We start from the raw sequence: 17375 nt of genomic DNA on the forward strand, positions 1-17375 counted from the left end.
CGCCGGTCGCCAGGGAAACGGAGGGCCAGGCAAGATGGCTGCCGGCCACTGTTCCAGCGATGCCAGCCGCGAGACGTGGCTGGCCCTGCGGCGATGGCAGGGACGCGGGGGCGGCATTGCTGAAACCGCAGTCAGCCTGTAAACGGAGCCCGCACCGTTGCCGGCCGCGCCCCGCGGCCCGCAAGGCGGCGGGGCCTGTAGCTCAATGGTTAGAGCCGGCCGCTCATAACGGTCTGGTTGCAGGTTCGAGTCCTGCCGGGCCCACCAGCAAATCAACTGTAAGTTCGTTATCGCAGCTTGCCGAGCCACAGCGCGGTGAGCGCCGAGCGATTGCGCACGCCGAACTTGGCGTAGATCGACTTGACGTGGAAATGCGTGGTGTTCGGACTTTGGTCAAGCCTCTGCGCGATCTGCTTTTCCGTGTGCCCGTCGAGCAGTGCGAGCAACACCCTGCGTTCAGCAGGTGTCAGGGGTGCATTGGCGATGAGCAGGCCGTGGCTGAGCAGTTGCTGACGGTGAAACCATCTCAACCCGCGCATCACGAAGCCCAGACGCTGGCCGTCCTGCGCCGAGAAGCGAGGGGCCTCCGCATCGCGAAATACGAACAGGCGAATCCTCACGTCGTCATTGAGCGCAATGCGCACGGAAATGCTGTCGGCGAAGCCGACGTCCAAATAGTGCCGCCGATAGTGCTCGCCCTCGAACCATTCCGGCGGCAGCGCTTCGAACAGCAGGCGGACGCGGAACGGCTCATCTCCCGACATGGAAAGAATCTGAGACAGGTCGACGTTGCGGGACCAGAGCGTATCGAACTGCTTCTGCACGGATGCTGCCACCGCCGGTATCGGGTCCAGTACCCGGACGAGGCGCGGACGCCAACCGAGCAAGGGATCGGCCCGCTTCGGCGAAGGCAATCGCACGACCACACCCCATAGCACATTGCGTGCCGACAACATGGTACGCAGTGCGGCTAGCAGATGTGTCAGTGCGGCGTCGGCGTCGCCGACGGAGAACTCGGCCAGCCGATCCCAAAGTGCATAGACATCTTGATTCTGCGGATTGGTGGAATCCGTGGATAGATACATGTCCCCCCCGAAACGAGTGCGCAGGTCACCGACCTTCGAGCAAGCATAGGAGACACCGGACCACCTTTCTAGGTGGTTCCCAGACGCATCAAGTGGCGAGATATTCAGTGCGGTGTTGGGAAGACTGGCCTTCTCACCGTCACGATATTCGGAGATTAACGATGCGCACAGCAACGGGCGCGCGCCGACTTGACACACCCGACGACGACCGGACGGAGCGGCGGTGGCGTCTCGGCTTTTTCATCGCCCTATTATGCGCCGTTTTGATTGCACTCGCGGTCTTCGCGCAGGAGCAACCCGCTAAAGCGTTGATCCACCCCACTGGCCCGCTGCCGGCGATCAACATTCCCTGATCGAGGCGCTGTTGGCGCGCCACTTGCCTGGAGCCGAGATTTCATTTGCATTGGAAATTGTGTGATCCAGACCGTTAGCGATCGGGCATCTTTACCCATGCTGATTTCAGTTTGCCTTGGGGGCCTGCTTTGTCTGGGCGTTCTGGAAGATCGAAGAAACCCTCCGTCGCCGAGAGCGGAATCGCGAGCTCATGCGTGAAGCACGACGCTCGCTAACGCCCAGTCATTAGCCAACTCCTGGAGATCATCATGCGCGCCGTTGCAATTGCTGCGATTGCAAACGCTTTTGTCCGGGTATTCCCCGCATCGTCATTGCAGGCAAACGTCCTCAAGCAGACCGCGTTGTTCTGTGGAGCCGCCCTCTTGGTGTGGCTACTGTCGGTGACTTATGGGCTGGATCTCAGTGCCGGATTCTTCTAGCCGATCAGCATCTGATTTTTGCGTTTGCTTCGGTATCCAATCCCGTTGAGCCACATGTACAGGGGTCGTCGCGCTCTTCAGGGGCAAGTTCATAGAAGGATGCGGAAATGCGCTGCTCAGACGTTTTGCTCTGCAGCTCGAAGTCCTGGGTTGAAGCCGCCGGCTATCTCGCATCTCTTCTCGTCTTCGCCACGTTTTGCATGAAGACGATGCTCCAGCTCAGGATCACGGCCATCTTGAGCAATGTCGCATTCATCGCATACGCGTTCTTCGACGACTTGTATCCAATCCTCGTCCTTCACTCCGTTCTGCTGCCTCTTAACGCCGTCCGAACGGTTCAAATGCTCCGCGTCAGGCGAATTGTGGAGCAAGCATCCAAGGGCGAATTCACAACCGAACCGCTATGCCCGCTCATGGTTGCTGGTTCGAGTCCCGCCGGGCCCACCAGTAAATCAATGGCTCGGCACTCACGATCGCCGGAGGTCCTGTCTACTCCGCGCAAAAAAGATGCCGCGCCCGAAGGACACGGCAAGTTTCAGGGAGGGTGAACCGGCAGACTTCCGGTGCATGCCTGAGGACCCCGGTCCATCGTCAGTCAGGGCGCATCTGAAAATCATCGGCCGCCCACCACGGCGGTCACCATTTCAATGCGGCCGTACGCACGGGATGATCCCAGAGCGCTGTGGACTCGCTGTCGAGCAGGCTCACGGTGAGCGAACAGCCCGCCATGTCCAGCGATGTGACGTAGCTGCCGACCAGCGAACGGGCGATGCGCAGGCCCCGCTCCTCGAGCATCCGGCGCGCCGCGTTGTACATCAGATAGAGCTCGATCGTCGGCGTGCCGCCGAAGCCGTTGACGAGCAGCAGCGCCTCGGAGCCCGCGGGCGCCGCGAGATCGCCGGCGATCGCTGCCGTCATCTCCGATGCGATCGCATCGGCCTCTGCAAGCTTGACGCGGCGGCGGCCCGGCTCGCCGTGGATGCCAACGCCCATCTCCATCTCGTCCGCGCCGAGTGCGAAGGTCGGCGTGCCCGCGGCCGGAACGGTGCAGCTGGTCAGCGCCACGCCCATCGAACGTGTTCGCGCGTTGACGCGCTCGCCGAGCGCCACGCAGGTCTTGAGATCGGCGCCTCCCTCGGCGGCGGCGCCGACGATCTTCTCGACAATCAACGTGCCGGCGACACCGCGCCGCCCGATACTGTAGGTAGACTTCTCGACCGCGACATCGTCATCGGTCACGATGGTGGCGATGCGACCCTCGGCGATCTCGGCTGCCATCTCGAAGTTCATGCGGTCGCCGGCATAGTTCTTGACGATGAACAGGACGCCGGCATCGCCCGCGACCGCCTGGGCGGCCTCGACGATCTGGTCCGGCGTCGGCGAAGTGAACACCTGGCCGGGACAGGCGGCATCCAGCATGCCGTAGCCGACGAAGCCCGCATGCAGCGGCTCATGCCCGCTGCCGCCCCCCGACAACAGCGCGACTTTCTTCGAGTTCAGCTCGCGGCGACGGACGAATTTCCGCTCAGCGCCGAGCATGACGAGGTCGGCATGCGCGGCGGCAAAGCCGTCGAGGCTCTCTGCGAGCATGTTATCGACCGCATTGATGAACTTCTTCATTGTGTCCTCCCCGCTTCGTCCGTTTGGCGTTTCTCGCCTATTTTTCCCGCATGATGCCAATCAGTCGCCGCGTGAACTCCTGGAGCAACGTGTCGAGCTCGGCGTTGCGCTTGGCGCTGCCGAGGTCCGGCAGATGCAGCGTCAGCGCCCGCTCGTGCGAGCCTTCGCTCAACCGGCCGACGCGGCGCGGATGTGCGCGCGCATAGGCGCGAAGGAAGGCTGCCTTCGCCTGTGGCGGAAAGTGGCAGACATCGAAGATCGTGTTGAGATGCTGCACCGGTATCGGCACCGGATATGCGGGATTGCTGATCTGGCTGACGAAGCTGCGGTTCTTGCCCATGGCATGGGCCAGCCGAAGCCGCATGCCGGAGGGACGGCTCTCCAGCACCTCCTTGAAGATGCGCTTGTAGACTGCCACCGCGCCGGCTTCGGGCGCGTCATCGGCCGCCGTGTCAGCCAAGGCCGCCTCCGCTGCTCAGCCGGTCGATGGTCTGCTTGATCTGCGCCAGCGCCGATGCATTGACGGAGAGTTCGCGCAGGCCACAATTCAGCAGGGCGGGCAGGCAGCGCGGATCACCCGCCATGTCGCCGCACAGGCTGACGCTGATGGCGGCGCGGCGCCCATGCTCCGCAGTCCGCGCGATCAGTTCAAGTACTGCCGGATGCAGCGGATCCATGAGGGGGGCGAGAGCTCCGTTGGAACGGTCGCAGGCCAGCACATATTGCGCGAGATCGTTCGAGCCGATCGAGAAAAAGGACGTCTTGAAGCTCGCGATTGCCAGGGCCGCCGCCGGAACCTCGACCATGATTCCAAGTTCGGGCAGCATCGCGGCAATGCCGTCCGCCTGCAAGCGCTGCACGACATCTGCGAACAGCTTCCGCCCCGCCTCGAGCTCGTCCGCCGAGGTGACCATCGGGAACATGACCTTGAGATTGCCGCGCACCGCGGCCCGCGCCAGCGCGCGGAGCTGAACCGCAAAGATCTCGGGCCGGGCGAGGCACAGGCGCAGGCCGCGCACCCCGAGGAACGGATTGGCTTCGCCGTCCGCCGTGAAGCCCGGCACCGGCTTGTCGCCGCCCGCGTCAAACGTGCGAATGGTGACCGGTCGCCGGTCTGCCCAACGCAACACCGCATCGTAGGCCTGAAACTGTGTCTCCTCGTCGGGCAGGCCACCACGCTCCGTCAGCAGGAACTCGGTGCGCATCAGGCCGATGCCGTCGGCATATTGCGCGTCGGCATGCTCGAGATCCTCGACGCGCTGGATATTGATGAAGAGCTTGATCCGCTCGCCGCGCCAGGAGGCTGTCGGCCGCCGCAGGATCGCGCGCGCGGATGCCCTGCTCTTGAGATGGCTGTCGCGCCGCTTTTCGAAAGTACGGACCTGTTCGGCATTGGGATCGAGTTCCAGCGTCGCGCCTTCGCCGTCGAGCAACGCCATGGTGCCGAAGTCTGGAATTGAACCGAGCTGCACCACCATCGGGATGCCGCGCGCGCGCGCCAGCATCGCGACATGGCTGGTCGGGCTGCCGCGCAACAGCGCCAGGCCACCGCCGCCGGACCAGTCGATCTCGAGGAAGCGCGATGGCGGCAGATCGTCGGCGCAGACCACGCCCCCGCTCGGGACCTTCAGCGGCTGCCCCTGGTCGCCACGCAGAATGTGGACCACGCGGTCGCGCAAATCCGCAAGATCGGAGGAACGCGCTTTCAGATAGTCGTCCGGTGCGGAATTGTAGTCGGCGATGTGCGCGTCGAGCGTCGAACGCCATGCGATATCGGCTGGACGTCCCTCGCCGATCGACGCGAAGATCGCCTCGATCAAATCCTCGTCCTCCAGCAGCGCAACCTGGAATTCGAGAATCTGCGCAGCTTCGCCGCCGGCGCTGGCGGCAAGATCGGCGATCTGGCCACTCGCGACGTCGATCGCATTGCGCAAGGCCAGCGCCTCCTCGACCAGTGTGCCGGCCACGCGCTCGCCGGCCGCGCCCGCATCGACACGGACAAACGGGCCATGGGCAAAGCCGATCGAGGCGGTCCTGCCGCGGTAGGCCAGACCTGCAGCGCCGCCCTGCATGCTATGGTGCTCCATCCGGAAAATCGCTTGCGATCAGATCGACCAGCGCCGCGACCGCGGCCTCGGCGTCGCTACCGGAGGCCTTGATCTCGATCGTGCTGCCATGTGCCGCGCGCATTGCCATGATCTTGGCCACGCTCTTGGCATTGATCCATTCCGGCGCGCCCGCGACCCGCACGGAGATCTGAGCCTGGAACTTCTTGGCGAGCTTGGTCAGCTTGACCGCGGGGCGCGCGTGCATGCCGACTGCATGCACCAGCCGCACATTGCCGGTGAAGATCTGTCCGTCCGCTCTATCAAGCATGCTCATCATCCATTAATCGCATCGCCGACATCTCAATCGGCAGAGAGTTCCTCGGCCACGGCTCTGACCTGGGCCAGCGAGCTGCCGCCCGCAGCTTCGGTCGCCGCCATGACGGCGCCCTCGACGATCGGCGCGTTGCAGACGACAACGAGATCACGCCTCGCCGGCTCCAGCATTTCGACCGCCATTTCGCTGTTCGTCTCGGCGCCGCCGAGGTCGACAAGTACAGCAACGCCTTTCGACGACCAGGCATCGTTGATGGCGTCGATGATCAGCGGCACGCTGGTGCCGAGACCACCATCGGGATTGCCGCCGCAGAAGGCGACCTTGACCTCGCTGCCGACCATCTGCCGCACCATGTCCGCGGTTCCCTTGGCGATATCCCGGGAATGCGAGACGATCACGATCCCTACGGTATCGGTCATTGCCGCGCCTCCAGGCCAGCGCACACAGCGTGCAGCAGAACGCAGCTCGATCGCGCCCCGGGATCGACATGACCGACGCTGCGCGCACCGAGGAACGACGCCCGGCCCTTGGTGGCTTGCATCGGCACTGTGCGCTCGACCGCTTCAGCTGCGGTGATGCGCACCCGCGCGATCAGATCGGGCTGGCCGGCGCCCGCTTTCAGTGTCTCCAGCACCGGAACGAGCACATCGAGCATTGTCTTCTCGCCGGCCTGCGAGCGACCGCGCGCGCTCACCGCGTCCACTCCGCTGCCGAACACGTCGGCGAGATCGTCAGGCAGGTGTTTGTCTTGCGACAGCGCTTCGCCCGCGGCGAGAAAGAAACTGCCATAAAGCGGGCCGGAGGCGCCGCCGACCGTCATGACAAGGGTCTTGCCGATCGCCTTGAATGCCTCGTTCAGCGGCTGCGCCGAGATGGCATCGAGCTTGCCGAGCACGGCCTCGAAGCCGCGCTTCATGTTGGTCCCGTGGTCGCCGTCGCCGATCGCCTGGTCCAGGCTCGTGAGCTCCGGCGCGCTGGCGATGACCTGCTCGGCGGCCGCCTTGAGCAGCGACTTGAATGTCTCCGGTTGCACAGACATCTATCTGAACCTCTCGCTCCTCTATTGGACCATCGCGCCGATGCGTTGCCCCGCACGGTCGAAACACAGCGGACGCAGCAGCTGGAATTCAACCTCCTGGCCGGCCCGCAACGGTTGATGCGGATCCGCCAACGTCACCAGCGTTTCGCTCTTATAGTCGAGGTGAACGTGATTCTGCTCGCCCAGATGCTCGACGCGATGCACCCGACCGACCATCTGCCCGCCGTTGCGCGCGGCGATCTGGAGGTGCTCGGTGCGGATGCCGACCGTCTCCGTTTCCGGCGGTATCGCCACATCGGACAGCAGCCGTGCGGGGAGGAAATTGATCTGGGGCGTCCCGAGCCGCGACGCGACGTAGCTGCTGGATGGATTTTCGTAGATCTCCCTCGGCGTGCCGAGCTGAAGCAGCCGGCCGTCCTTGATCACGCCGATCCTTGACGCCATCGTCATGGCTTCGACCTGGTCGTGGGTCACATAAAGGATGGTCGCGCCGAGCTCGAGCTGGATCCGTTTCAGCTCGAGGCGAAGCTCGGCGCGAAGCTTTGCATCCAGCGACGACAGCGGCTCGTCCATCAGATAGATCGAGGGATCGCGCACCAGCGCGCGGCCGATCGCGACCCGCTGCATCTCACCTCCCGACAGGCGAGTGGCGCGATTATTCAGCTTGCTGGCGATATGCAGGAGCTCCGCGGTCTGCTCGACCCGCTTGCGGATCTGTGGCTCCGGCACGCGCCGCGCCGGAGAGCGCAGCGGGAACGCGAGGTTGTCATAGACCGACAGATGCGGATACAGCGAATATTGCTGGAACACGAATGCGATGTCCCGTGAACCCGGCGGATCATGCGTCACGTCGCGCCCGCCGATCATGACCGAACCGGCGTCGGGGCTCTCGAGCCCGGTGATCAGCCGCAGCGTCGTGGTCTTGCCGGCGCCGCTCGGCCCGAGCAGGACGAGGAACTCACCGTTGTTCACCGTCAGCGAGAGGTCGCGCACCGCCTCTACCGCGCCGAAGCGCTTGCTGATATTGCGCAAGCTGACGTCAACCATGGTGCCCTCCCTCCTCACCGGCGGTCCTGATTGCAAGGCCGCTGCCGGCATCGAACAGTGAGAGGCGAACGGAGTTGAATTCGAGGCCGACGGTCTCTCCGATCCGCACCGAGGCGCTCGACGGCAGCCGCGCCGCGACCCGTCCATAGGCGGTGTCGATTGTGACGATCTGCGTCGTGCCGAGATATTCCGCGCCGAACACCTCGCCACGAACGGATCCGGCGTCGCTGAAGCGAATATGCTCCGGACGAATCCCGAGGGCCAGCGCAGCGCTGGCCCGGTCCTCGCGGATCTCGGGCACCACGAGCCTGGTGTCGTGAAACTTGATCGCCCGGTCACCAGATCGCAGGCCGCCCTCGAAGCGCAGGAAGTTCATCGGTGGCGAGCCGATGAAGTCCGCGACGAACATGCTGGCAGGCCGGTCATAAACCTCCTGCGGCGTGCCGATCTGTTCCACGCGCCCCTTGTTCATGATCGCGATCTGGTCGGCCATCGACATCGCTTCGAGCTGGTCGTGGGTGACATAGACCGTGGTCGCCTTGATGCGATCGTGCAAATCGCGCAGCTCGCCGCACATCAGATGACGAAACTCGGCGTCGAGCGCGCCCAGCGGCTCGTCCATCAGGAAGGCCTTCGGGCGCCGCACCATGGCTCGGCCGAGCGCGACACGCTGGCGGTCGCCGCCCGAGAGCTTCGATGTCTTGCTCGACAGCAGATGCTCGATCCGCAGCATCCGCGCGGTCTCCTGCACCCGCTCGCGAATCTCGCGCCGCGCCATGCCCTGGCACTTCAGGGGGAAGCCGATATTCTGCCCGACATCCATATGCGGATAGAGCGCGAACAGCTGGAACACGAACGCGATATCGCGGGCGGCGGCACGGTGGAACGTGACGTCCTCCCCGTCGAGCAGGATCTTGCCCTCGGTCGGCAGCTCGAGGCCGGCGATCATGCGTAAGGTGGTGGTCTTGCCGCAGCCGGAAGGGCCGAGCAACGCAAAGAAAGTGCCATCGTCGATGGTGAAGGTCGACCCTTCCACCGCGGTGAACTGATCGAACGACTTGCGAAGATTTTCGATGCGGATCTGAGCCATGACCCTATTCCGGAAAATGGCTGACGACGACGAAGCCTACCGTGCCGGCCAGAATCGTCACGAATGAATAGCTGTAGAGATCGATCGAGAAGGGCTGCACCAGCATGAAGATGCCGCCCCCGATCAGGGTCATCGCAACGGCCTCCCAGCGCCCGCGACTGAAGAAGCAGGGCAATGCCCCCTTGGTTCCCTTGGCACCCCTAATAACAGCAGAACCGCTCATTTGCGCACCGCTCCGAAGGTGATGCCGCGCAACAGATGCTTGCGGAGCAGCACGGTGAACATGACGATCGGGACGACGAACAGCGTGGTCGCGGCGGCAACCGCCGGCCAGTCCTGCCCGCCCTCACCGATGATGAAAGGAATGAAGGGCGGCATGGTCTGCGCCTCGCCGCTGGTCAGCAGAACCGCGAAGGCGTATTCATTCCAGGAGAAGATCAGGCAGAAGATCGCGGTCGCCGCAATTCCGGTGACGGCCTGCGGCAGCACCACCTTGCGCAGCGCCTGCAGCCGCGTGTAGCCGTCGACGAGGGCCGCCTCTTCGTACTCGCGTGGGATCTCGTCGATGAACCCCTTGAGTAACCAGACTGCGAGCGAGACGTTCACGGCGGTATAGAGCAGGATCATTCCGAGCCTGGTGTCGGTCAGGTTGAGCTGCCGGTACATCAGATAGATCGGGATCGCGACCGCGACCGGCGGCATCATCCGCGTCGACAGAATGAAGAACAAGAGATCGTCGGCCAACGGAATGCGGAAGCGCGAGAATGCGTAGGCCGCGAGCGTACCGAGGAAGACGGCGAGGAAGGTCGAACCGAACCCGATGATCAGCGAGTTGACGAAGCGCGGGACGACTTTGGACGGTCCGGCAATGACCATGTCATGCTTGCGGACCAGCTTGTCATACCAGGTCTCCGGGGGCGGCAACTTGGCGATGAAATCAGGTGTCTGGCGGGTGCGCACCGTGAACAGGTTGACATAACCTTCGAGCGTCGGCTCGAAGATTACCTTGGGCGGATAGGCGATCGCATCGCTTTGCGACTTGAAGGCGGTGGCGACGATCCAGAGCAGCGGCAGGATCGTGATCAACGCATAGAGGATGACGAGAGCACCAGCGAATGCCTTGGTGCGCGGCGAGGCCTCGACGATCGAGTGTGCGCTGGATCTGGCCAGGACAGGTTTGGCTACGGCAGCGGTCATCGTTGCTTCACCTTGTTGAGCGCTTTGACGTAGATGTTGGCGGCCCCGAACACGGCCACGAACAGGATGATGGCGAGCGCGGACGAATAACCGGTGCGCCACTTCTCGAATGCCGCGCGCTTCAGTGTGATCGATACGAGCTCGGTGGTTGACCCCGGGCCTCCCGACGTCAGCAGGTTGACCATGTCGAACATCTTGAAGTTCTCGATCGCGCGAAACAGCACCGCCAGCATCAGGAACGGTACCGTCATCGGCAGCGTGATCGACCAGAACTGCCGCCAGGCCGAGGCACGATCGACTTCGGCGGCCTCGTAGATGTAATCCGGGATCGAGCGCAGCCCCGCGAGACAGATCAGCATCACGTAGGGCGCCCACATCCAGGTGTCGACGAGCACGATGGTCCATGGCGCGAGCGCGACCTGCCCTGTCATGCTGAAGGAGCTCGGCGGCACACCGGTGAACAAGCTGATCAGATAGTTGAACGGGCCGATCTGCGGCTGCAGCAGCAGCGTCCAGAAATTGCCGACAACCGCCGGCGACAGCATCATCGGCAGCAGGATGATCGTGGTCCAGAAACCGTGGCCGCGGAACTGACGGTTGATCAGAAGCGCGAGCCCAAAGCCGATCACGACCTGCACGGCGACCGAGCAGATCACGAATTGCGCGGTGGTCTGGAGCCGGAACCAGACGTCCTCGTCGTTGAGTATGTCGCTGAAATTGTCGAGCCCGACAAACCGCAGCGGCAGATAGGACATGCTGAGGTTGAGGCTGGTGAAGGACAGCCGGATCATCCAGACCAGCGGAAAGATGTTGATCGCGAGCAGCAGCGCAATCGTCGGCGCGACGAACAGCCACGCAATGGTCCGGTCGGACAGACCATGGACGCGGCGCGCGGCGCGGGATTTGGCTGGCTCGCTCACGCCCGGGATCGTAGCATGGTCGGGTTGCAGGATCGTCGTCATCTTGTCCATCGGCTGGGCTGGTTCGGCTTCCCCGAGGCTGACCTCGGGGAAGCCAGTTCAGTTGGGACGCGGCGTTCGGGCTATTGCGAGGCGACTTGCTTGCCCTGTTCCTTGAACACCTTGGTCCAGTCCTTGACCAGGAGATCGAGCGTCTGCTGCGCGGTACCCTTGTCGGCGACGACGTAGTCATGCACCCGCTTCTGCATATCAAGCAGCAGCTGGGCGTAGGACGGCTCGGCCCAGAAGTCCTTGACGATGCCCATCGACTCCAGGAATTGCGGCGCGAACGCCGCGCTCTTCGGGAAGTCCGGCGCGTCGACCACCGCCTTGAGCGCCGAGTAACCGCCGATCTGCCACCATTTCTGCTGCACGGCGGGTTGCGCGAACCACTTGATGTAGGCGAGCGCGTCGTCCTTGCGGTCGGAGGTCGCAACCACCGAGATGCCCTGTCCGCCGAGCTGGGTGAAGTGCCCGTTCGGGCCGGCCGGATTGACGAAGAAGCCGATCTTGTCGCCGCCGACATTCGGATCCTTGTAGAGGCCGGGGAAGAAGGCGAACCAGTTCATTTGCATCGCCACCTGGCCCGACTTGAAGGCATCGAGCCCTTCCTGCATGTAGGCGTTGGTCATGCCCGGCGCGGTGCAGCACTTGTAGAGTTCCTTGTAGAACTCGAGCCCCTTGGCCGCCTCGGCAGAATTGACGATGCCTTGCATCTGGTACGGCTTCTTCGGATTGTCGTAACTGAAGCCGTAATTGTAGAGCACGTTGGTCACGCCCATCGTGATGCCTTCGGAGCCGCGCTCGGTGAAGATGTAGGCGCCATAGACCTTCTTGCCGTCGATCTCGCGGCCCTGGAAGAACTCCGCGATCTGCTTCAACTCGTCATAGGTTTTCGGCGGCGCCAGATCACGACCGTACTTGGCCTTGAAAGCCGACTGAATGTCGGGCCGCGAGAACCAGTCCTTGCGATAGGTCCAGCCCACGGCGTCGGCCATCGCCGGCAGCGCCCAGTAGTTCGCCGAATTCTTTGGCCACTGCGAATAGCCGACAACGGTCGCCGGGACGAAGTCGTCCATCGAGATGTGCTCCTTGTCGAAGAAATCGTTGAGCTTGACGTACCACTTGTTCTCGGCGGCGCCGCCGATCCACTGGCTGTCGCCAATGATCAGGTCGCAGAGCTTGCCGTGGGAGTTGAGCTCGTTGAGGAAGCGATCCGCGTAGCTCGTCCAGGGGACAAACTCGTACTTCATCTCGATGCCGGATTGCTTGGTGAAATCCTTGCCGAGTTCGACCAGCGCGTTGGCCGGATCCCATGCCGCCCAGCACAGCGTGAGCTGCTTACCCTGGGCCGCAGCTTCGCCTCCGCCAAATATCCCCAGCAGCGCCGCCCCGAGAACCGTGGTGGCCGCTGAGCTTCTCAGCCAATTGAATGTCCGCATATCCGTTTCCTCTCTCGTTGAAGCGTCCAACCCGCTCAGCGCGCCCTGCCGGAGCGACGCCAAGACCCTGAAACCGAGTTTGAGGAGCGATGAGTGAAGGACGAAACGGACCGCTGCTGGAGACGGCTCCGGCATGGCTTGGGCTCCTCCTGCACATCGGCGCTCGATGCGCGATGTTTAGTTTTTTGTATTACTAAACGTAGTACTAAATTTTTTGGCCCGTCAAGCCGGTTCTCGCGACCTTGGCGAAAATATTCCCGACGCTCGCACGCGCAAGCGTCGACGTTCGCAACGCAACAAATTACCTGGAGATTGCAGCGAATGCGGCGAACAACGATTGCCGACCTGGTCCGGCGGACGCAATTCGGCGCGTCCCGATAACAGGAAAGCCAGAAGGTCAGCCACAGCCAGAATGTTTAGTATGCGACGTTACTGAACGTTCAACAAAGCGATCGAGCGCGCGAGCAGCCTCCGCGTCGGCCGAAATCCGCCCTTGCCGCGAACCGCACCGGTTTCGCGCGAGAACACGACCTCACCAAAGCGCGACGAACGCAATCGAACTCAAGCATGGTGCAGCAAGATCAACGAAGCTGATCTTGCTCCACCGCTCATAACCGGTCGGGTTGCAGGTTCGAGCCTGCCGGGCCCACCACTCGTGTTATCGACCGGACACCGGAATCCTGAGGCTTGCGGTCAAAATGCACCCCAATGCCAACACCACACCTACGCCTGCGACACAGGCGGCCCATCCGAAATGGTCGAACAATTGACCAAGCACCGCGCTGCCGACCAGGCCGCCGAAGAAATAGCAGGCAAGGTAGGTGCCGCTGGCGACCCCGCGGTTTGTTCGCGCCGCTTGCCCGACGAAGCCCGTGGCGCAGGCTTGCGCAAAGAACGTGCCGACCCCGATCAGCACCATCCCCGCGAGCACGGCCGCGAGGTGCGATGAGAGCATCAGTAGCAGGCCTAGAGCGGCGATTGCGAGGCCGCCCCAAAGTGATGGGCGCATGCCGAACAGTGCCACCGTTTTGCCAGCCAGCAGCGTCGTGACGACGGAGGGGAGAAATACGAAATAGACAAAACCCACCCCCATCATGCCGAGCGACAGTGGGGCACGGACCAGGATGAAGTTGACGTAGGTAAAGGTGCCGATGAACGCGAACAGGATGCAGAAGCCAAGGCCGAAGGCCGCGCGTAAGGCCGGATCGTGCCAATGCTCTATCATTGCCGAAAGTGGCGATTGTGCTGGGCCGATGGAGTGCATGGGCTGGACGCGCCTGATTGTGAAGTAGACCAGCAGCGCGCCTGCGAGATTGAGCACGGCAAAGAAATAGAAATTCGTCGCCAGGCCCAGATTGTCGGACACGGACGCCGAGATGAGACGCCCGATCAGATTGCTTGCGACGTTCCCGGTGATATAGGCAGCGAAGGCGCCGCCAGCATCCATCGCGCTGCACTGTTCGCCCAAATGGGCAAGGGTGAGTGTAAAGGCTGACGCCATGCAGAGGCCCTGCATGACGCGAAGAATGGTGAAGACGGTAAGGTTCGGTGCGATGGCAAGCAAGCTCGTCGGAATTGCGAGCAGAAGCAGGCTTGCCAGAATGCCGGTCCTGCGATCGATGTGCGGGCTGAAGGATCCGACCACCAGTCCTGCGACTGCCATGCCGATGGTGCTGGCATTGACGGCGAAACCCATCGCACCGGGCGTGACGCTGTAGTGCCGCGTCAGAGTTGGTAGAATTGCTTGAGTTGCGAACAGGTCGACGACGGTCAGGAATGCGGTGAGGCCGATCACCAGAGATCGCAGCGCCACGCCGGTTGAATGACCGTGCTCTTGCATCGGTTCTGCCGTGACTCCCATCGGCATGTCGGCCATCGCGGCAGCTCCTGTAATCGAAAGAGGGGATGTGACGCCGGGCGTGCGGGGCCAGCACGGGCTCCCGGGTCGTCACATCCGGTAACGAGGCGTGGGGCGGAGCACTCGTTACATGTTGTGGTCGGTCGGATCCTTGCGGACATCACCCACGTAGAGAATGACGGTCTCTTTGCCGAGGTTCTTCCACCAATGCGAGGTGCCGTAGACCTCCGGTCGCAGGTCGCCAGCCTTGTGCACAATTGGGTCGACGCAGTTGCTGGCGTATTCGACGACCTCGCCCTGCTGGACAAAGATCAGTGCCGGCCGGTCGTCATGGCTATGCCAGGGCACGATGCCGCCGGGCTCGATGGTCAGCTTGCGGAAGCGCAGTTCGCGTCCCTCGATATGCGCGGGCTGCTTGCCGAGATCGATGGAACCAAGCGTCACGTCGGTAACACCAACCGGCTTGTAGTCCACCATCGAGCGGGCATTGGCCTTCATCTTGTCGGCGGGACATTCACCGGCGAATGTCGCGGATGCTGTCGCGAGCGAAATGGCAATGGCGCTTGCGCCGCCGAGAGCTTGCCAGATCTTGCGCGCGGTTGCGATGTCATTGAACATGTTGTTGTCTCCTCGATGTCGCGGCCCCGAAAGGCTGGCCGGCGTGTCAGGAGCATCGCGCAAGGCCTTTGCTTCGGGAAATGCCCGTTGGCTGTTGAGTCGATAGCGGCGAGCTATGCGACTCAAGCGTTGCCGGGCATGTGCTTGATGTCGGACGCGAAGGTCGGACAGGCGGAAATGTGGTCACGAAGCTCGCTCGCGCGGATGCCGAGATTCATTGCAAGGCCGAACATATCTCCAAGCTTATAACCGCCATGGCCCACGAGGTGGAAATCAGGAAAGGAAAGGTAGCGAATTTGCCAAATCACAGTACGTTATAGCGGGACATAGAAAACCCCTCGGGGAACGGCCATCCTCGCTCAGGCGTCCAACATGAAATGCGGGCGCGCTCTGATATCGATAGCCCAATGCTATCGTGCTTTGTGCAATGCTCCTGGCGGAGACAAAGGCGCCTCTGGTGGGCGGTCCGCGCAGGATTGCCATCTGAAGGTCAAACATACGGGAGCAAGGGATGACATCGCTTTCCCCAGCCGACGCCGAGCGGCTCAAGGTCGCCTTTCAGCGCTGCCGGGAGATGGAAGGCACTCTCAACGAGCAGCTCCAAGCTTATGCGGCAGCAGGCCGGGAAATCTTTCCGGCCTACGGCGACGCAGTCGATCGCCTCGTTATCAGGGTCAACGAAAATGGCGGCGGCGAAAACGCGCCGCGCCCTGGCGAACTGATGCCACCCTTCGTGCTACCCGACGAAAGCGGTCGCCTAATCGCCTTGCCTTCTCTGCTCGAGCGAGGCCCGGTGGCGGTGATGTTTTTCCGCGGCCATTGGTGCCCATATTGCCGGCTCAATGTCAGGGCGGTGATCAAGGCCTATGACCGCATCAAGGCTCTGGGGGCGGACGTCGTCGCCATCATGCCCGAGACACAGGAATATGCGGCAGAATTCAAGTCCGAAGCCGGAGCACCGTTTCCAGTGCTGACCGATCTCGACAATGGCTATGCGCTGTCCCTCAACCTGGCGATCTGGCTTGGTGCAGAGATTGAGCGGCTTCTCTCTTATCTCGACATGCCGAGCTTTCACGGCAACGACGGTTGGGTGTTGCCAATTCCTGCGGCCTTTGTGATCGGATGCGATGGCATCGTCAAAACGCGTTTCGTTGATCCCGACTTCCGGCGCCGCATGGCGATCGAGGATCTACTCGGAGCTCTGAAGGACGCGAGGTAGGCACTTCCGGGCGACCCGCGTGCATTGGTACTCTCACGCGGCTCGGCTCTTCTCCAAAAACTGCCGCCAATCCGTGCCACGCAGCATGCGCATGACGGCAGATGCGACCGCAGTTCGTTCGCGACCGGCGATGCCGTAGAGATTGACCGTGCGTCGGGCATCGAGTCCCTCGACCGAGGTACGTTTGAGCGTCTGCGGTATCCGCGAGGTGTCAGGAACCACGGCGATGCCGATACCAGCCTCAAGCAACTCAATGAGATCGCGCTCGCTCGAGATCTCGTGGCAATGACCGACGTCTATGCCGTGCTCTCGCAAGACGGTGTTCAAACGCAGGCCATACTCGCAGTACTCACGCGACAAAAGCTGTTCGGAACGCAGATCATCGAGGTCGATGCTGTCCTGACCGGCGAGCCGGTGGTCAGCGTTGACGACGAGCTGAAAGTCCTCCGTAAATAGCGGCCAAGTGTCGAGCCGCTCCCAATTCGGGTCGAGCTCAGCTGCGATTCCAAGCTCCGCCTCACCTTTCCTCAGCATGTCTCCGACTTCGCGGCCATTGCCACGGAGAAAACGGAATTCCAACCGATTGAACTGGCGCTTGATCTGATCGAGGAAGGGAATCAGCAGACACAGATCGATCGAGTGGGTGAGCGCGATTCTCAGCGCGCCGATTTCGCCGCTTTTGAATGACGAGGCGAGCGAGCGCGCGCCGGCGGCGGCCTCGTAGCATTGCTTCAGCAAGGGGTGCATGCGCTGACCAAGCTCGGTCAATCCGGCCGGACGCTCGCGGCGAAACAGGTCGCCGCCAAGCTCAGCCTCGAGCTGCTTGATTGCCCGCGTCAGCGATGGCTGGGTGACATTGCACTCATCAGCAGCACGCGTGAAATTGAGCGTCCGCGCGACCGCGAGGAAGTACCGAACCTGATGCATTTCCATGGCCGAACTCCCCTGATCCGGCTCACAGTCTAGCCGATTGAGGGCCAAGGCGGCCATAGCGCGCACCTATGGTTTTGGAAGTCAAAGGGTATTTCCGTAAGTCCGTTTTGCGA

Annotated in this window: 20 protein-coding genes and 1 tRNA gene; 4 read left to right on the top strand and 17 right to left on the bottom strand. The window is 62.5% G+C overall.

The genetic code is table 11. From position 1 onward, the window contains the following. Positions 1-191 precede the first annotated feature (191 nt). Positions 192-267: transfer RNA gene (locus QA639_RS32320), tRNA-Ile, on the top strand. 20 nt (positions 268-287) lie between these two features. Here QA639_RS32320 and QA639_RS32325 read toward each other — a convergent pair. Further along, on the bottom strand, positions 288-1085 hold the full coding sequence (locus tag QA639_RS32325; protein ID WP_157345500.1) for a helix-turn-helix transcriptional regulator: 798 nt from the start codon (positions 1083-1085) through the stop codon (positions 288-290). Between the two features lie 161 nt (positions 1086-1246). Between QA639_RS32325 and QA639_RS32330 the strand changes: the two genes are divergently transcribed. Together QA639_RS32330 and QA639_RS32335 are read left to right on the top strand one after the other, a co-directional pair. Next, positions 1247-1438, top strand: a complete 192-nt coding sequence (locus QA639_RS32330) for a hypothetical protein (RefSeq protein ID WP_157345503.1) — start codon at positions 1247-1249, stop codon at positions 1436-1438. Positions 1439-1687: 249 nt separating this feature from the next. Beyond that, the gene (locus QA639_RS32335) at positions 1688-1858 is read left to right on the top strand and encodes a hypothetical protein (protein WP_198400204.1); all 171 of its coding nucleotides are present in this window, start codon (positions 1688-1690) and stop codon (positions 1856-1858) included. A gap of 116 nt (positions 1859-1974) precedes the next feature. Here the strand turns inward: QA639_RS32335 and QA639_RS32340 are convergent, their stop codons facing one another. From QA639_RS32340 to QA639_RS32410, 15 genes are all read right to left on the bottom strand, one after another. Further along, positions 1975-2160, bottom strand: a complete 186-nt coding sequence (locus QA639_RS32340) for a hypothetical protein (RefSeq protein WP_157345505.1) — start codon at positions 2158-2160, stop codon at positions 1975-1977. Between the two features lie 334 nt (positions 2161-2494). Next, the gene (dhaK, locus tag QA639_RS32345; RefSeq protein ID WP_157345507.1) at positions 2495-3478 is read right to left on the bottom strand and encodes a dihydroxyacetone kinase subunit DhaK; all 984 of its coding nucleotides are present in this window, start codon (positions 3476-3478) and stop codon (positions 2495-2497) included. A gap of 37 nt (positions 3479-3515) precedes the next feature. After that, on the bottom strand, positions 3516-3938 hold the full coding sequence (locus QA639_RS32350; RefSeq protein ID WP_028335628.1) for a hypothetical protein: 423 nt from the start codon (positions 3936-3938) through the stop codon (positions 3516-3518). Beyond that, entirely contained in the window at positions 3931-5550 is a 1620-nt protein-coding gene (gene ptsP, locus QA639_RS32355; RefSeq protein ID WP_157345565.1) for a phosphoenolpyruvate--protein phosphotransferase, read from the bottom strand. Before ptsP ends, QA639_RS32350 begins: the two co-directional genes overlap by 8 nt. Before the next feature lies 1 nt (position 5551). Further along, on the bottom strand, positions 5552-5854 hold the full coding sequence (locus QA639_RS32360) for an HPr family phosphocarrier protein (RefSeq protein ID WP_244481825.1): 303 nt from the start codon (positions 5852-5854) through the stop codon (positions 5552-5554). Between the two features lie 32 nt (positions 5855-5886). Then, the gene (gene dhaM / locus QA639_RS32365) at positions 5887-6279 is read right to left on the bottom strand and encodes a dihydroxyacetone kinase phosphoryl donor subunit DhaM (protein WP_028163196.1); all 393 of its coding nucleotides are present in this window, start codon (positions 6277-6279) and stop codon (positions 5887-5889) included. After that, positions 6276-6899: a dihydroxyacetone kinase subunit DhaL gene (dhaL, locus tag QA639_RS32370; protein WP_028335630.1), complete on the bottom strand. Its 624-nt coding sequence runs from the start codon at positions 6897-6899 to the stop codon at positions 6276-6278. Before dhaL ends, dhaM begins: the two co-directional genes overlap by 4 nt. Before the next feature lie 21 nt (positions 6900-6920). Then, on the bottom strand, positions 6921-7946 hold the full coding sequence (locus tag QA639_RS32375; RefSeq protein ID WP_157345509.1) for an ABC transporter ATP-binding protein: 1026 nt from the start codon (positions 7944-7946) through the stop codon (positions 6921-6923). After that, entirely contained in the window at positions 7939-9036 is a 1098-nt protein-coding gene (locus QA639_RS32380) for an ABC transporter ATP-binding protein (protein ID WP_157345512.1), read from the bottom strand. Before QA639_RS32380 ends, QA639_RS32375 begins: the two co-directional genes overlap by 8 nt. A 4-nt stretch (positions 9037-9040) precedes the next feature. Next, positions 9041-9259, bottom strand: coding sequence for a hypothetical protein (locus QA639_RS32385; RefSeq protein ID WP_028335633.1), 219 nt, complete (start codon positions 9257-9259; stop codon positions 9041-9043). After that, complete coding sequence (locus QA639_RS32390) at positions 9256-10233, bottom strand: carbohydrate ABC transporter permease (RefSeq protein WP_038377690.1); 978 nt, start codon at positions 10231-10233, stop codon at positions 9256-9258. The genes QA639_RS32385 and QA639_RS32390 overlap by 4 nt, the downstream gene beginning before the upstream one ends. After that, complete coding sequence (locus QA639_RS32395) at positions 10230-11204, bottom strand: carbohydrate ABC transporter permease (RefSeq protein ID WP_157345514.1); 975 nt, start codon at positions 11202-11204, stop codon at positions 10230-10232. The genes QA639_RS32390 and QA639_RS32395 overlap by 4 nt, the downstream gene beginning before the upstream one ends. 71 nt (positions 11205-11275) lie before the next feature. Next, positions 11276-12634, bottom strand: coding sequence for an ABC transporter substrate-binding protein (locus tag QA639_RS32400; RefSeq protein ID WP_157345516.1), 1359 nt, complete (start codon positions 12632-12634; stop codon positions 11276-11278). Positions 12635-13292: 658 nt separating this feature from the next. Then, positions 13293-14510 (bottom strand): MFS transporter, encoded by a 1218-nt coding sequence (locus QA639_RS32405; protein ID WP_428841084.1) that lies wholly within the window; start codon positions 14508-14510, stop codon positions 13293-13295. A 108-nt stretch (positions 14511-14618) separates the two neighbouring features. Beyond that, positions 14619-15110: a cupin domain-containing protein gene (locus QA639_RS32410; RefSeq protein WP_283088042.1), complete on the bottom strand. Its 492-nt coding sequence runs from the start codon at positions 15108-15110 to the stop codon at positions 14619-14621. 511 nt (positions 15111-15621) lie between these two features. Here QA639_RS32410 and QA639_RS32415 point away from each other — a divergent pair. Then, complete coding sequence (locus QA639_RS32415) at positions 15622-16329, top strand: peroxiredoxin-like family protein (protein ID WP_283088043.1); 708 nt, start codon at positions 15622-15624, stop codon at positions 16327-16329. A 33-nt stretch (positions 16330-16362) separates the two neighbouring features. Here the strand turns inward: QA639_RS32415 and QA639_RS32420 are convergent, their stop codons facing one another. Next, positions 16363-17262 (bottom strand): LysR family transcriptional regulator, encoded by a 900-nt coding sequence (locus QA639_RS32420; protein WP_283088044.1) that lies wholly within the window; start codon positions 17260-17262, stop codon positions 16363-16365. Between the last annotated feature and the right edge of the window lie 113 nt (positions 17263-17375).

Source organism: Bradyrhizobium pachyrhizi, from assembly GCF_029714545.1.
GTDB classification, from domain to species: domain Bacteria; phylum Pseudomonadota; class Alphaproteobacteria; order Rhizobiales; family Xanthobacteraceae; genus Bradyrhizobium; species Bradyrhizobium pachyrhizi.

Excerpts from the sequence above, each read along its gene's own strand:
- QA639_RS32325 (WP_157345500.1), bottom strand. The coding sequence starts at position 1,085 with ATGTATCTATCCACGGATTCCACCAATCCGCAGAATCAAGATGTCTAT.
- QA639_RS32330 (WP_157345503.1), top strand. The coding sequence starts at position 1,247 with ATGCGCACAGCAACGGGCGCGCGCCGACTTGACACACCCGACGACGAC.
- QA639_RS32335 (WP_198400204.1), top strand. The coding sequence starts at position 1,688 with ATGCGCGCCGTTGCAATTGCTGCGATTGCAAACGCTTTTGTCCGGGTA.
- dhaK (WP_157345507.1), bottom strand. The coding sequence starts at position 3,478 with ATGAAGAAGTTCATCAATGCGGTCGATAACATGCTCGCAGAGAGCCTC.
- ptsP (WP_157345565.1), bottom strand. The coding sequence starts at position 5,550 with ATGCAGGGCGGCGCTGCAGGTCTGGCCTACCGCGGCAGGACCGCCTCG.
- QA639_RS32360 (WP_244481825.1), bottom strand. The coding sequence starts at position 5,854 with ATGCTTGATAGAGCGGACGGACAGATCTTCACCGGCAATGTGCGGCTG.
- dhaM (WP_028163196.1), bottom strand. The coding sequence starts at position 6,279 with ATGACCGATACCGTAGGGATCGTGATCGTCTCGCATTCCCGGGATATC.
- dhaL (WP_028335630.1), bottom strand. The coding sequence starts at position 6,899 with ATGTCTGTGCAACCGGAGACATTCAAGTCGCTGCTCAAGGCGGCCGCC.
- QA639_RS32375 (WP_157345509.1), bottom strand. The coding sequence starts at position 7,946 with ATGGTTGACGTCAGCTTGCGCAATATCAGCAAGCGCTTCGGCGCGGTA.
- QA639_RS32380 (WP_157345512.1), bottom strand. The coding sequence starts at position 9,036 with ATGGCTCAGATCCGCATCGAAAATCTTCGCAAGTCGTTCGATCAGTTC.
- QA639_RS32385 (WP_028335633.1), bottom strand. The coding sequence starts at position 9,259 with ATGAGCGGTTCTGCTGTTATTAGGGGTGCCAAGGGAACCAAGGGGGCA.
- QA639_RS32390 (WP_038377690.1), bottom strand. The coding sequence starts at position 10,233 with ATGACCGCTGCCGTAGCCAAACCTGTCCTGGCCAGATCCAGCGCACAC.
- QA639_RS32395 (WP_157345514.1), bottom strand. The coding sequence starts at position 11,204 with ATGGACAAGATGACGACGATCCTGCAACCCGACCATGCTACGATCCCG.
- QA639_RS32400 (WP_157345516.1), bottom strand. The coding sequence starts at position 12,634 with ATGCGGACATTCAATTGGCTGAGAAGCTCAGCGGCCACCACGGTTCTC.
- QA639_RS32405 (WP_428841084.1), bottom strand. The coding sequence starts at position 14,510 with ATGGCCGACATGCCGATGGGAGTCACGGCAGAACCGATGCAAGAGCAC.
- QA639_RS32410 (WP_283088042.1), bottom strand. The coding sequence starts at position 15,110 with ATGTTCAATGACATCGCAACCGCGCGCAAGATCTGGCAAGCTCTCGGC.
- QA639_RS32415 (WP_283088043.1), top strand. The coding sequence starts at position 15,622 with ATGACATCGCTTTCCCCAGCCGACGCCGAGCGGCTCAAGGTCGCCTTT.
- QA639_RS32420 (WP_283088044.1), bottom strand. The coding sequence starts at position 17,262 with ATGGAAATGCATCAGGTTCGGTACTTCCTCGCGGTCGCGCGGACGCTC.